This window comes from Arcanobacterium bovis (assembly GCF_004331995.1).
In the GTDB taxonomy this organism is placed as follows: Bacteria; Actinomycetota; Actinomycetes; order Actinomycetales; family Actinomycetaceae; genus Arcanobacterium_A; species Arcanobacterium_A bovis.
In genome coordinates, this window is record NZ_SJDT01000004.1 from 106,059 (window position 1) to 120,149 (window position 14,091).

The 14,091-nt window shown below is 53.2% G+C and carries 11 protein-coding genes; 8 read left to right on the top strand and 3 right to left on the bottom strand.

Annotation, left to right across the window (positions count from 1 at the left end; genetic code table 11):
* Window positions 1-11: 11 nt before the first annotated feature.
* The 3 genes from EZJ44_RS05865 to EZJ44_RS05875 all read left to right on the top strand — a co-directional run bounded on the left by EZJ44_RS05865 (window position 12) and on the right by EZJ44_RS05875 (window position 3,131).
* Window positions 12-455 carry an arsenate-mycothiol transferase ArsC gene (locus tag EZJ44_RS05865; RefSeq protein ID WP_131281261.1) on the top strand — a complete coding sequence of 148 codons (444 nt, stop codon included), beginning with the start codon at window positions 12-14 and terminating at the stop codon, window positions 453-455.
* A gap of 126 nt (window positions 456-581) precedes the next feature.
* Window positions 582-1,610: an L-threonine 3-dehydrogenase gene (gene tdh, locus EZJ44_RS05870; RefSeq protein WP_131281263.1), complete on the top strand. Its 1,029-nt coding sequence runs from the start codon at window positions 582-584 to the stop codon at window positions 1,608-1,610.
* Window positions 1,611-1,823: 213 nt separating this feature from the next.
* The gene (locus EZJ44_RS05875) at window positions 1,824-3,131 is read left to right on the top strand and encodes a glycine C-acetyltransferase (RefSeq protein ID WP_206661857.1); all 1,308 of its coding nucleotides are present in this window, start codon (window positions 1,824-1,826) and stop codon (window positions 3,129-3,131) included.
* A 101-nt stretch (window positions 3,132-3,232) separates the two neighbouring features.
* Here the strand turns inward: EZJ44_RS05875 and EZJ44_RS05880 are convergent, their stop codons facing one another.
* The 3 genes from EZJ44_RS05880 to EZJ44_RS05890 all read right to left on the bottom strand — a co-directional run bounded on the left by EZJ44_RS05880 (window position 3,233) and on the right by EZJ44_RS05890 (window position 7,116).
* Window positions 3,233-4,504: an MFS transporter gene (locus tag EZJ44_RS05880; protein ID WP_131281265.1), complete on the bottom strand. Its 1,272-nt coding sequence runs from the start codon at window positions 4,502-4,504 to the stop codon at window positions 3,233-3,235.
* Window positions 4,501-5,781, bottom strand: a complete 1,281-nt coding sequence (locus tag EZJ44_RS05885; protein WP_206661858.1) for a glycoside hydrolase family 1 protein — start codon at window positions 5,779-5,781, stop codon at window positions 4,501-4,503. The genes EZJ44_RS05880 and EZJ44_RS05885 overlap by 4 nt, the downstream gene beginning before the upstream one ends.
* A gap of 165 nt (window positions 5,782-5,946) precedes the next feature.
* On the bottom strand, window positions 5,947-7,116 hold the full coding sequence (locus tag EZJ44_RS05890; protein ID WP_131281267.1) for an MFS transporter: 1,170 nt from the start codon (window positions 7,114-7,116) through the stop codon (window positions 5,947-5,949).
* Between the two features lie 288 nt (window positions 7,117-7,404).
* Here EZJ44_RS05890 and ppdK point away from each other — a divergent pair, with 288 nt between their 5' ends.
* The 5 genes from ppdK (at window position 7,405) to EZJ44_RS05915 (ending at window position 14,077) form a co-directional block, all read left to right on the top strand.
* Entirely contained in the window at window positions 7,405-10,152 is a 2,748-nt protein-coding gene (gene ppdK, locus EZJ44_RS05895) for a pyruvate, phosphate dikinase (protein ID WP_131281269.1), read from the top strand.
* A gap of 271 nt (window positions 10,153-10,423) precedes the next feature.
* The gene (locus EZJ44_RS05900) at window positions 10,424-10,657 is read left to right on the top strand and encodes a CsbD family protein (protein ID WP_131281271.1); all 234 of its coding nucleotides are present in this window, start codon (window positions 10,424-10,426) and stop codon (window positions 10,655-10,657) included.
* 486 nt (window positions 10,658-11,143) lie between these two features.
* Window positions 11,144-11,371 (top strand): FeoA family protein, encoded by a 228-nt coding sequence (locus EZJ44_RS05905; RefSeq protein ID WP_131281273.1) that lies wholly within the window; start codon window positions 11,144-11,146, stop codon window positions 11,369-11,371.
* 11 nt (window positions 11,372-11,382) lie between these two features.
* Window positions 11,383-13,662, top strand: coding sequence for a ferrous iron transport protein B (gene feoB, locus EZJ44_RS05910; RefSeq protein ID WP_241658612.1), 2,280 nt, complete (start codon window positions 11,383-11,385; stop codon window positions 13,660-13,662).
* Between the two features lie 13 nt (window positions 13,663-13,675).
* Window positions 13,676-14,077 (top strand): hypothetical protein, encoded by a 402-nt coding sequence (locus EZJ44_RS05915; RefSeq protein ID WP_131281275.1) that lies wholly within the window; start codon window positions 13,676-13,678, stop codon window positions 14,075-14,077.
* The last annotated feature ends 14 nt before the right edge of the window (window positions 14,078-14,091 follow it).

The following is a 14,091-nucleotide window of genomic DNA, read 5'->3' on the forward strand; positions in this document are numbered from 1 at the left end:
GAGGAGACAATATGCCTCAACCGGACACCACACAGCCGAGACCCAAGATACTTTTCATTTGTGTGAAAAATGCAGGGAAAAGTCAGATGGCTGCTGCTTTGATGCGACATATGTATGCCGAGCGTGTTGACGTTACATCAGCTGGTACGCATCCGGGCACAAACCTCAACTCCGAGTCAGAGCAGAGCATCCAAGCAGCTGGAGCGAGTTTTGAGGGCGAGTTTCCCAAAGCGATCGACGCCGATGCGTTACGGTGCGCAGACGCCGTCGTCATCATCGGGAAGGAAGCGCAGGTTGAGCCGGTGCCTGGTATGAAAGCGCAGATTGAGCGGTGGGAAACGGACGAGCCTTCCTTGCGTGGCATCGACGGTGCGGAGCGGATGAACATGATCCGCGATGAACTGTGTGAACGTGTGCAAGAGTTGGGTGAACGCCTGTTCGCTACTTGTAACTGACTGCTCAACCAGACCGCCGCTGGCCGCATGCGATGCTTAAGCCGGCATGACAGAGAGCCTTTGTCTGGAAAGCTGAATGTCTAACCGCATAGCAATAAAGATATAGTGCAACATCATGGAGTGCATATGAAAGCCCTAGTAAAAACAAAGCCACAGGTAGGCCTTGAGCTTATTGATATTCCTGAACCTGAAGTAGGACCAAATGACGTTAAGGTGCAGGTGCTTCGTACTGGAATTTGTGGAACTGACGTGCACATCCAGCGGTGGGATCCGTGGGCACAGAAGGTGGTGCAGACGCCGCGAATTATTGGACACGAGTTTTGTGGGCGGATCGTTGAAGTGGGCGAGCTGGTCACGGGATTGGAACTCGGGCAGATTGTCTCCGGTGAGGGGCACTATGTGTGTGGGCGTTGCCGGGCGTGTTTGGCGGGACGGCGTGAAGTTTGTGCCAATACGCAGGGGATTGGCTACGCCGTCGACGGTGCTATGAGCGAATATTTTGTATTTCCAGCTGCGAATGTGTGGGTACACCCGCAGAATATTGACCTCGACGTTGCCGCTATTTTCGATCCGTTCGGCAATGCTGTGCACACTGCTTTGCAATTCCCGTGTTTGGCGGAGGACGTGCTTGTTTCCGGTGCTGGCCCGATTGGAATCATGGCGGCATTGGTAGCTCAATTCCAAGGGGCGCGCAATGTGGTGCTCTCGGATCTCTCCGATGAACGCCTTGAGCTGGCCAAAAAGCTCGGCATTAAAAACACCATCAATGTTGGGCACAGTGAGCTAAAAGAGACATTTGGCGCGCTCGGGCTAAAAGAAGGCTTCGATGTGGGGCTTGAGATGTCTGGTTCGCCGGTTGCAATTCGCTCGATGATTAACCACATGGTGCATGGTGGCCGAATGGCGCTGCTAGGCACCCCAATTTCGGAAGTCTCACTTGATCTGACCACAGTAATTTTCAATATGCTCACTATTCAGGGCGTAACTGGGCGTCGCATTTTTGAAACATGGTACGCGGCCTCGGCTCTTGTGAGCTCTGGTCTTGATATTTCGGGTGTTATCACTGATCGTTTGCCCTACACAGACTTCGAAGAAGCCTTTGCTATCGCAGCGAACGGCAAGTCTGGAAAAGTTGTGCTGAACTGGGAAAGCTAAGCGGCGAGCGGCGTAACGGCATGCGAGGAATACTAACTGGGAACACTGACTAGCAGCACTAATCCACTTGGTGAACAGCAGAACGTAGAGGCTTGAGGCTGCAGAAGCGTCAGGCCGTAGGAGCTTCAGGGCGCACAAGCTTCAAAACGCAGAAACTAAACAGTAAACAGAAACTCAAGCAGCAGAAAAACAACACGAACACGAGGTAGTAAAATGAGTGTACAAAGCTATGAACCGATGCGTACATTCCTCTCCGGACAATTGAATGAGCTACGTGAGCAGGGTTTATATAAGAACGAAGAAGCGCTCACCACTGCGCAAGCTACGCATATCGGCGTTGAAGATGGACGCGACGTGCTCAATCTATGCGCCAATAACTACCTTGGCCTCGCGGATTCCCCTGAGCTCATCGCCGCTGCGAAAACGGCGATGGATAAATGGGGATTCGGAATGAGTTCAGTTCGTTTCATCTGTGGCACGCAAACGCAGCACACGACGCTCGAAGCAGCACTGACGTCGTTTTTGCACCCGCGAGCTGGCGTTTCTTCCGATGGTGCTCAGGTGGACACTGCCGCTGAGGTCGCCGCTACCGAAACCTCCGCCACCGAGGTCTCCGCCACAGAGGGCGACGACGAGTGGGATACGATCTTGTACTCGTCCTGTTTCGATGCCAACGGCGGTTTGTTCGAAACCCTGTTTGGTGCCGAGGACGCAATTATCTCTGATGAATTGAACCATGCCTCGATCATCGACGGCGTACGCTTGTCCAAGGCGGCTCGTTTCCGATACAAGAACCGCGATATGGCTGATCTTGAGGCGAAGTTGCGGGAGGCGACGGCGTCGTCGCGCTTTACTGTGATCGCAACCGATGGCGTATTTTCCATGGACGGCTACCTGGCGCCGCTGCCAGAAATTTGCGATCTAGCCGATAAGTATGGCGCGTTGGTTATGGTTGATGATTCGCACGCAGTCGGATTTATGGGGCAAACTGGCGCAGGTACACCTGAGCATTTTGGGGTGAGTGACCGCGTCGACATTCTCACTGGCACATTGGGTAAAGCTTTGGGTGGGGCGTCGGGTGGATACACCTGTGCGCGCCGTGAAATTGTAGCGACGCTGCGTCAAAAATCGCGGCCGTATCTGTTCTCGAACTCTCTTGCGCCGGCCATCGCCGGAGCTACTTTGAAGGTGATTGAGCTGCTCAAAGAGTCTTCTGAGTTGTTGACTCGTTTGCGTGAGAATACGCAGTATTTTCGTCAGCGCATGTGCGAAGAAGGATTCGAAATTCCCGAATCAACCCACCCGATCGTTCCGGTGATGTTTGGCGACGCCGTTGTGGCCGCGAAAATGGCAGACGCGATTCTTGCCCGTGGTGTTTACGTTCGGGCATTTTCGTATCCAGTGGTTCCAATGGGTAAGGCGCGCATCCGTACGCAACTGAATGCCAAATTGAGCAAAGATGATCTCGATCGGGCAATCGCTGCTTTTGTGGACGCGCGCCGTGAAGTATTGGGGAGCTAGTAGCGATTAGTTTCCAGTTGTTAGTGCTCGGTAACTAACGACTGCTCCTTGCTGCCGTTAGTTACCAGCCGCTAGCTACTCGCCTCTTGCGTTGTTGCTTGCTAGCGGCTTCGTTTAACCGGAAGCACTAGCAACGCTCCAATCACCGTAATTATGCCCGTGCAGATATAAAGGCCCGGGTATCCGCCAAAGACTTTGAGTGCGAATGTGGCCGAAATGCCTGCGAGCATATTCGTGATTCCCACAGTGAGCGTCATGATCGACATATCTCGTGCACGAGTTTGGGCGTAGGGCAGAACTTCGTTGATCAACGCTTGGTCTACAGAAGTGAACGTGCCCCAACCGATACCCAGGATAATTCCGGCGGTGATAACCATTGGCCACGTGTGTACGAATGCCATCATGATTGCTGCGCCTCCAGCCAAGAGCGCCGATGCAACCACAAATATTTTGCGTTTTTGCACTTTATCAGACCATTTTCCGCCCACAATTGCGGAAAGAATAGTCACTGCTGCGTAGACAACGGTGAGGATAAGGACTCCGCCTTCGGGATCTTCAAGCTTAATCTGATCTTGCAGGTAGTAGTACAAAAAGAAGAGCGCAACATAATTTCCTAGGTGTACAACGAAGCGTGCTGCGAAAACCCACAGGTAATCAACGTAATCGTGAAGCGAGTGGGTAATCGCCGCAATATTGTTGGCGAGATTGTCGGCTTCTGTGCGAGCCCGTTCTTTGGTCTCAGCTGCGTGAATATCGCGTGAGTGCTTCCAAGTTCCAGTGAGGGTATAGGTGAGAAGTATCGCCACGAACAGACCTACTACTACGATATACGCAGTTTGAAGCGGGAATGCTTCGGCAACGATTGTGCCGCCCACCAGGCCAAATGTGAACGTTGCGCCCAGCACTCCCGATACCATGCCGTATTGGCGCTGAGGTACCGTGTCTGGAGTGAGCGTAAGGATATTATTCGTGCTCAGTACTGTGAAGAACTGGAACGCAGCCCAGGCGGTTACCATCACCCAGTAACTCGGAGTGAAGGATATGAAGAACAGCATCGCACAAGCGCCGAAGCCGCCAACTAGTATCCACGGCAAGCGTTTGCCCCAGCGCGTTCTCGTGCGATCAGAGAGCGATCCGGCAAAAATTGACGTTATTACCTGCACGGTTCCGCCAATGGTCATGAGCACGCCGAGCATAGCCTCTTTGTTAGATGCATCGAGCTGCTGCATTTGCATGCCGAGGAGTAGCTGGCTCGGAGCTGCCCAAGACACACAAGTGGCAAAGTAGAGGAGCCCATACGCGCTCACCCAGCTCTTTTTCACGTCAGGACGACGGTTGGTGTCGATGGCGTCGTCGTAAATCATTTCAGTCATTTTACGTACCTTTGGTAAATATCGTCGTTGATTTTTCCTTGGTCAATGATGTCACGCAGCATATATGCCGAGGGCTTCGGGGTGCGCTCCAAAGTGGTGGGATCGAGGTGAACGATGCCAAAATGTGGCACCATTCCTTCGGACCACTCCCAGTTGTCCACAAAACACCAATGGTAGTAGCGCTCGAAGGGTAATCCGCTCGCTGCCATTGCTGCAAAGTGGTCAAGGAGGTATTTAGGTCGGAATCGTTCCAGCTCGGTGTCGCTACCATTGTCCGCGGTGCCGTTCTCAGTGATCCAAATTGGCAAACGGTGGCGTTCGTGCAGTTCACGGGCGCACTCCACGATACCTTGCGGATAGATTTCCCAGCCCAAATCATTTACTGGCGCGCCGGGGAATACTCCATCGGTCAGACCACGCACAGTGGAGCGCGTGTAGTAATTGATGGCGACGACGTCGCAGTAGTGCCCGCGCTGAATGTCGCATGGCGGCCGTCCCAAGAGGGGGTGAAAATTGCCGTTGTAGCACGCATTTTCGATCAGTCGATTGTAGAGGTAATCGTCGATTTTTGCGAAGGCTCGATGCACAGGATTCTTCGGATTGAGTGGTGTGAATCCGCGAATATGGTGTGCGATGGATACGTTGATCGTGCGGCCAGGCGCATCGAGTGTGCTATGGATTAGTTTGTATGCTCGAATGTGGGCGATTGCGAAGTTCCGCATCGTTGTGAGTGCTTTACGCCAGCTCTTGCCGCCAGGGGGAGTCTCGTTGTAAAGGAACGACTGAGTGGCAAATACATTGGGTTCGTTGATGGTGTTCCAGTCGCTCACCAGATCGCCAAATTCCGCAAGAATTTTTGCCACAAAGCGGATGAACAGTGAGATGTTTTGCTCTTTGGCGAATCCACCCATCTCTTCAAACCACTGCGGATGACTGAAATGGTGCAGGGTGACGAGCGGTTCGATTCCGCGTTCTTTGAGGTCAATGAGTTCTTCTCGATAACGGGCGACGGCGGTTTCGTCCCACTGCCCACGGCGCGGTTCGATGCGAGTCCAATCGAGAGAAATACGTGCAATTTGCAGGTGTAATTCCTGCATGAGCGCGTTATCTTCCCGCCACCGTTTCCAGTGACCCGTTGCCGGTTCTGGGCTCGTGCCATCCTTAATACTTCCGGGCTTTTCAGCCCAGGCATGCCAGTTTGTTCTTGGTAAATCACCTTCAATTTGGACGGCAGCTGAGGCCGTGCCAATCTTGAATGTCAACGCCATTGTTTCCATGCAAACAAGTGTAGAGCATATTTCTCAATAAAGTGATACTTTTCGTATTGGGAATTAAAAAACTTTGCTGGTAATGGCTATTTTCCGCCTCAATATTACAAAGAAGTTTGATGTTACAATGGATATTGTGGGCGAGTCGTGAATGGGGTAAACGTGAGGTTCGTGCTATTTGTTCTTCATAACAGCTTTTTCTACGTACTCGTGGCATGCAATCATAGCTCCAGTACCTAGCAGCACAAATACCGGCATTAATACCGGGTCGATACGTGTCATAAGGTAGCCCACCGCCGGTGGCATGAGTAGCTGTCCGGTGTAAGCGAATCCCATCTGCAAACCCATCGCACGCTGTGTATTAGCTGCGCCAAGCCGTCGTGCAGTCTCTTTGAGTATCACCGGATAGATTGGTGCGCAGCCCAGACCGATCATAATAAAGCCAGCTACTGCGCCTACTGCAAATGGTGACAACAGGGAGACGACTGCGCCTGTCACAATAATCGCCGAACCTACCCGCAAAAGCACGAGGTTGGAGAATTTTTCCGCCGCAAATCCCGCAATGAAGCGTCCCACAGTGATTCCGATATAAAAACCTGCGGATCCCGCCGCGGCAAGTGACGGGCAAATATGGTGATACTGCACCAAAAAGGTTGCGCCCCACAATCCGGTAGTTAGTTCCACAGCGCAATAGAGGAAGAATCCACACAGGATAGGCGTGATGTGGGGAAGCCTGTACCACGGCGAAAGCTGCGCTACGGCGTCGTCATGCGAAAAATCATCCGGCGTGGCGGCGTGTTCCACACCTTCCCACAATTTTCTGGAGGCGATCAGCAAAAACATCAACGCGAACTGTAGCAGTGCCACGGTGACGTACGCGGGGCGCCATTGTGCCCGCCAATTGAGCCAAAAGCCCACGATGAGCGGACCCAATGAAGCGCCAACTCCCCAGAATGCGTGAAGCCAATTGTTGTGCCGAGTGGAGTAGTTGAGCGATACAAAGGCGTTGATGGCGGCATCGATTGCGCCGGCACCGAGGCCCAGTGGGAGGGCAAGAATACACAGCCAGAGGAACGACGGCGCAACCGAGTAGCCGAGGAGCGTCACGGCAGTTAGTGCCACCGATGTGATAGAGATTTTAACTGTGCCGAAACGTCGTAGCAGTGCAACCGAGGCAAAAGAAGCGGTGATAGTTCCGATGCACACAATCATCGAGATGATTCCCGCACCGGCAGGATCGGCGTGAAGTGAAGGCGCGAGCGAGGGCCACGAGGCGCCCACAACGGCGTCGGGAAGTCCGAGGGAAATGAACGCCGCGTAGATAACGGCGAGCAGGAGAGTCATGGGGTGGTCCTTATTAAGTGCGGTGCTGAACAGGTGGGATGATGTGTCTGGGTGACTGAGATGCCGTGGCGTTCAGAGCAGGTGGCGTGCTGAGAAGGTGTGGGGGTAGATGAAATTTTCACTACATTGTTTCATGAAGTCGCACAATTGTTCCAACGAAAACAATCGGCTCGGTTACCCCCTAAAATCGCGGTTGAGGTAATATGTTAGGCGGACCGAATAATTCGGTAACTGAAGAATGCGGCGATGATCAGCTGCAACAAACACAGCCCCAACGGAGGGAAATAAATGACGAAGTATGTATATAACTTCACCGAAGGAGACAAAGATCAGAAGGATCTGCTCGGTGGTAAGGGTGCGAACCTTGCAGAAATGACCAACCTTGGCCTGCCAGTTCCTCCCGGATTTACCATCACAACTGAAGCTTGCCGTGCATACCTGAGTCAGGGAGAAGTTCCAGAAACGCTGGATGTTGAAGTAACTGCCGCGATTCGTAGCGTTGAGCAGACGATGGGCAAGAAGCTGGGTGATGCTTCCGATCCATTGTTGATGTCGGTTCGTTCCGGTGCAAAGTTCTCGATGCCAGGCATGATGGAAACCGTTTTGAACATCGGTTTGAATGATGAGTCGGTGCATGGTTTGGCTGAGAAGTCTGGGAATGAGCGCTTTGCGTGGGATTCCTACCGCCGCCTGATCCAGATGTTTGGCAAGACGGTTATGGACATCGAGGGTGATCTCTTCTCTGAGGCGCTTCACGGCTTGCAAGAGCGCAAGGGATACAAGGGCGATCTGGACATGACCACTGAGGATCTCAAAGAGCTCGTGGCACAGTACAAAGAGATCGTGAAGAAGGAAACCGGTCAAGATTTCCCGCAAGATCCACGCTTCCAGCTTGATATGGCTGTTGAGGCAGTGTTCCGCTCGTGGAACACCGATCGTGCTCGCATCTACCGCCGTCGTGAGCACATTCCAAACAACCTTGGCACCGCAGTAAACGTGCAGACCATGGTGTTCGGAAATATGGGCGAAGGATCCGGTACGGGCGTGTGCTTCACCCGTGATCCTTCCACAGGTCACTCGGGTGTGTACGGCGATTACCTTGAGAACGCTCAGGGTGAGGACGTCGTTGCAGGTATCCGCAACACGCTTTCGCTCGCTGATCTCGAGAAGATCGACAAAGCTTCCTACGACGAGTTGCGCGCAATCATGACGAAGCTCGAGACTCACTACCGCGATATGTGCGATATTGAGTTCACGATCCAGGGCGGCAAGCTGTGGATGCTTCAAACGCGCGTTGGAAAGCGTACTGCTTCGGCCGCGTTCCGTATCGCTGAGCAGCTGGTGAACGAGCGCCTCATTACGCACGACGAAGCGGTTACGCGCGTTACCGGTGATCAGCTCACCTCGCTGCTGTTCCCGCAGTTCGATAAGTCTGCTTCGAAGAAGGTTATCTCCAAGGGTATGCCAGCATCGCCTGGTGCTGCTGTTGGCGAGATCGTGCTCAACAACGAGCAGGCTGTTGCCCGCACCCAGGCTGGTGCATCGGTTATCTTGGTTCGCCGCGAAACCAACCCAGACGATTTGCAGGGAATGGTTGTGGCTTCGGGCGTTCTTACCGCTCGCGGTGGCAAGACTTCGCACGCTGCTGTGGTGGCGCGCGGAATGGGACGTTGCTGTGTGGTTGGCGCGGAAGATCTTTTGGTTGATGAAGCAGCCGGCACTGTGTATGTGAAGTCGCAAGATACCACCTACAAGGCAGGCGACGTTATCGCAATTGACGGCACCTCGGGTGAAATCTTTGAAGGTGAAGTGCCAGTAACTGATTCGCCAGTTATGACCTACATTTCGAAGGGTCTTGAAGCTGGTTTGGCTGCTTCGCCTGATGAGGATACTAAGGAACTCGTTACCGCTGTGGATCACATCTTGTCGCATGCAGATGAGAAGCGTCGCTTGGTGGTTCGCGCTAATGCCGACACCCCAGAAGACGCACAGCGTGCACGTGAATTTGGTGCAGAGGGTATTGGTTTGTGCCGTACCGAGCATATGTTCCTCGGTGATCGCCGCAAGCTGATTGAAGCAGTTATTCTTGCTGAGACGGATGAGGATCAGCAGGCTGCGTTTGACGCGCTCATGCCACTTCAGAAGGGCGACTTTATCGGAATCTTCGAGGCGATGGATGGACTTTCTGTTACCGTTCGCTTGATCGATCCTCCTTTGCACGAGTTCTTGCCTGATCTTACCGAACTCTCCGTTGAGCTTGCTGTTAAGGAAGCAAAGGGTGAAGAGGTTACCGAGGCTGAGAAGAAGCTACTCGCTGCAGTGAAGGCAAACCATGAGCAGAACCCGATGCTTGGTTTGCGTGGCGTTCGCCTCGGCCTCAAGCTTCCTGGCTTGATTAAGCTACAGGTTCGCGCAATTGCTGAAGCATGTGCTGAGTTGAAGAAGCAGGGCAAGGATCCACGTCCGGAGATCATGGTGCCGCTCATCGGCTCGGTTCGCGAAATGCAGATTGTGCGCGATATGGCACTTGAGATCATCAAGGAAGTTTCCGAAGAATTCGGCGTGGAGCTGGATCTGCCAATCGGTAATATGATCGAGCTTCCGCGTGCAGCTGTTACCGCTGGTCGTATCGCAGTGGAGTCGGACTTCTTCTCGTTCGGAACGAACGATCTTACCCAGACCACCTGGGGCTTCTCGCGTGACGACGTCGAAGCGGCGTTCTTCAATGAGTACTTCGATTACGGTGTATTTGGAGATTCTCCATTCGAGTCGATTGATTGGCGCGGAGTTGGTTCCGTTGTGAAGATGGGTGCAAAGCGTGGACGTGCAGCTAACCCAGATCTTCACCTCGGTGTTTGTGGTGAGCATGGTGGTGATCCGGTATCGATCCACTTCTTCCACGAGATCGGTTTGGACTACGTTTCATGTTCGCCATTCCGCGTGCCAGTTGCTCGTCTTGAAGCTGGCCGTGCGGCAATCTCGAACGAGTCTCCGGCAGCAATCGAGCGTGGTGCACAGCGCGCAACCACAGCCTGATAATCGCTTGAGATTGCGGTGCAAAATCTAGCGCTATCAATATGATTGGCTAGGTGATGGCTGCTTGCGGGTGGATGCCCTGATACGGGGGTATCCACCCGCTTTTGTGTGCTAGCTATATTTAGCTGCTATGTGCCAGTTACATTCACTTCCAGCTGAATATTGGGCTATTGGTGTACAACGGTTATCGATTGCACAAGGATAGGAGGATACTGAAAGCTAAGACACCTAGTTTTTGAGGTTTGGTGTTACCGATGGAAGGGGGTGCTCAATGGGTATCGAAGAAACTGCGAAGAACAAGGCAAATGAACTTGGCGGCGCAGCAAAGGAATTTGTTGGAAGCGCAACGGACAATCCTGAGCTCGAAGCAGAAGGTCGCGTACAGAAGGATGAAAGCAAGCTCAAGGAAGTTGCTAATAAGGTTTCTGAAAAGGCCGAAGATGCAGTGGAGTATGTAAAAGAAGCTGCGCAGCGAGTTGGCGATTCTTTTAAGAAAGATGAGTAAACTTGCCTGAGCTAGCCTAGTTTGTTGATTCGCAGGCAAGCTTGCCAATAACTGAATCTGGGTGGGGGTTGAACACTTCGATGTAAGAATGTGTTCAACCCCTACCCTTATTATTCGGTCGGCGATCCCGTATCTATTTGTTAGTCCGTACTTATAGGCATCAGTGTTCCCGATCTCTCATTACTCATAAAGTTAGATTGGAATAAGTCCAATCTGTTTGTGTTTTCCCTGTTGATATACGCTCTACTAATATTTAACTTTTAATTACGGGACGTTTGGCTTTCCTAATTCCCTTTGGTAAGGGTAACCTAAATGAAGGTGAGTTGTTCGCTAGTGTTCCATGCCGGTTAATGCCTTGCAGTATGGAAAAACATTTATTCACGCACTGAGTAGCAATCTTCGCCATCTGCCTAGCCAGTTTTCAATCCACGTGCTCGGATAGGCACAACAATTTGATATGTTCCGTGATTGAGAAGGATCTTCCCCATGATTCTCAAGGACTGCCCTGTTCGGGTGCCTATTCGCTTAACAAGCGTTCCTTTGCCGCGCCAAAATGTGCTTCGTATGCAAGAACTTGGTGTGCGTGTTGGTGCGGAAGCCGTCATTATGCAAAAAGCCGCATTCGGCGGACTCATCGTCAATATCGCTGGTTCGCGCATCGCGGTGGATCACAAATGGGCCAAGCGCATTGAAGCGCAGATCGTTGAGCAGTAGGAAGTAGAATCGTGAGCAGCCAAGTAAATCTCAAATCACAAACGTACAATACTCTTCGCGGTGATGCCTCCAACGCCGCCGCCACCACCACAACAGTGTTATTGGTGGGCAATACCAATGTTGGAAAATCCACTCTGTTCAATGGTGTAACGGGTGCACATCAAGCGATGATCAACGCCCCAGGTACCACGGTGGAAGTTATGGCAGGCACGTGGCGCACGTTGGGGGTGCGTATCCTCGATTTGCCTGGAACCTACTCCCTTATTCCTACCAGCCCTGACGAAGAAGTCGTAGAAGAAACAATCGCGGGGCGGCCCGGCACACTCACCGATCCTAGCCTTGGACATCACACCGACCTCGTGCTGGCAATTCTCGATGGTAGCTCGCTCACTCGTTCGCTCTACCTGCTTGGTCAGATCGCCCAAACCGGACATCCAGTGGCGGCTCTTATTTCGCTTGCGGACGTAGCGCAACACCACGGCGTCGAAATCGATCCCTCGGCGCTCTCGAAAGAGCTCGGTATTCCCGTGATGATCTTCGATGCACGCAAGCCGAAGCTCTATCCGGTATTAGACGAATTTGTGCGCAGTGCCCTAGCTGCACCCTCATATATTCGGGGATTGGAAGCTGATCCTACTGCACCTGGTTACTGTGAAGCTGCTGCTCAGCGGGCACATGCGCAGTGCATAACTCCGCGCAACTGTTGTGGAACTGCCACGGTAGATGAGCGAAACCTCCTTGCTCAAACCTTGTGCGGTTGCGCTACAGACCTCGCTCCAGGTGAGGACTGTGTGAAAGAAGGTACGCGGAATGCGTGCGGATGCGGTCACGAGCCGGCGTCGTCACTGAAACTCGACGACGCAACCGCCGCAGTAATTGACGCACAAGAGTCCGAAGCGCAGCTCGAGCGCGCAAAAACGCTGTTCGCATGGGTAGATCGCGTTGAGTCCGCCGTCCTCAAACATCGCGAGGATCCGACGAAGCTTTCACGGTCAGACAAAGCCGACCGGTTGCTCCTCAACCCCTTCTTCGGCACCGCAGTCTTTTTCGGACTGATGTGGGCGCTGTTCCACCTTGCGGGCGAATGGGTATCGCCGTTGCAAGATATGTTCGACGGATGGTTCTCAAGTACCGACGAGGGCGCTATCTCCGTAGCGAATGGCGTGGTGTGGATTTTGACGCAACTAGGCTTGGATGGCACGTGGGTGCAGTCTTTGCTGGTAAATGGCCTGGCCACCGGACTTGGTGTAGTGGCGTCCTTCGTGCCGCTCATGTTCGTGATTTTTGTGGCGATCTCGATGCTAGAGGACTCGGGGTATATGGCGCGCGCAGCTTTCCTCGCTGATCGCCTCATGCGCAAGATTGGCCTCGACGGGCGTGTGGTGTTGCCGCTCATTATGGGATTTGGTTGTAACTTGCCCTCACTCGCTGCGGCAAGGTCGTTGCCTTCGGCACGTCATCGTCTGATTACCGCGATTATCACGCCGTACACCTCGTGTTCTGCACGTTTGACGATTTATTTGATGATCGCCAAAATTTTCTTCCCGAATAATACGGGCACGGTTGTGTTTGCGATGTACGTGCTTTCGGTAGTGATGGTGGTTTTGGCTGCGTGGGTGCTGAAATTCTTCTTTACCCGCACGGAGTCGCAGGCACCGCTCATGCTGATCTTGCCGTCGTTCCAGCTCCCGCGTTTGCTCGTGCTTGGAAAGATTTCAGTACAGCGCACGTTCACATTCGTACGTGGCGCTGGAAAGATTATCGTCACGATGGCAATGCTGGTGTGGTTGCTAGGTGCAATCCCAACGAGCAGTTCGGGCGAGCACGGTTTTGCTGATCCTGAGTTGCCAATGTCTGAATCCGCCTATGGCATGGTAGCGCGTGGACTCGAGCCAGTGTTTGCGCCGGCAGGATTCGGCGATTGGCACATGACCGGTGCGTTAATGACCGGCTTCGTTGCTAAAGAAACTGTGGTTTCATCGATTGTAGTGTCCTACAACATGGATGCCGACGCGGCAGGCGACGCCGAAGACAACGGCGATGATCTCGGCGTCTTACCGAATCTCCTTGGCGAAACATTCAAGCAGACCGCTGGCGCTGGTCTTGAGCAGCTCGCTGCCCTAGCGTTCTTGGTTTTCGTACTCACCTACACACCGTGTATGGCTACCGTGGGTGAGCAGGTTCGACTCATCGGCGGAAAGCTCACCAGCCTAGCTGTGGTGGTGCAGCTGGTAGTGGCATGGATACTGGCCGTGGGAGTATTCCAAATCGGTAAACTTTTCCTCGGTTGAGTAGGCTGAGGGTATGGTTAGTTTTCGGTTGCCGTGGCGAGGGAAAGACGACGGTCGCACAGGTTCGCGTGTGCCGGGCGGTTCCGTGACGCGAGCGTCGTCGGTGAGTGCCCGCGCGTCGGAACAATCTGATGTAGCCATGCGCTCCGGCGGTTCCACCCATGCCTCGGATCGCGTCCTTTCCCTGTTGCGGGAAGGGAAGACGGTGCATCAAGTGGCTCTGCAAACCGGAACATCCGAAGTTTTCGTGAAAGTGATGCTTGACCATTTCGAGCGGATCGGTATGGCGCGGTCGGCGGCGTCTTTGTGTTCTTCGGGTTTGGGAGCGTGTAGTAGCTCGGGCGAGGCACTGTCGATGCAGGCGCAGATTGCATGTGCGGGCTGCCCGCTGAAATTGCCGAAGAATCTTGGCTAATATTCGCTAGTATT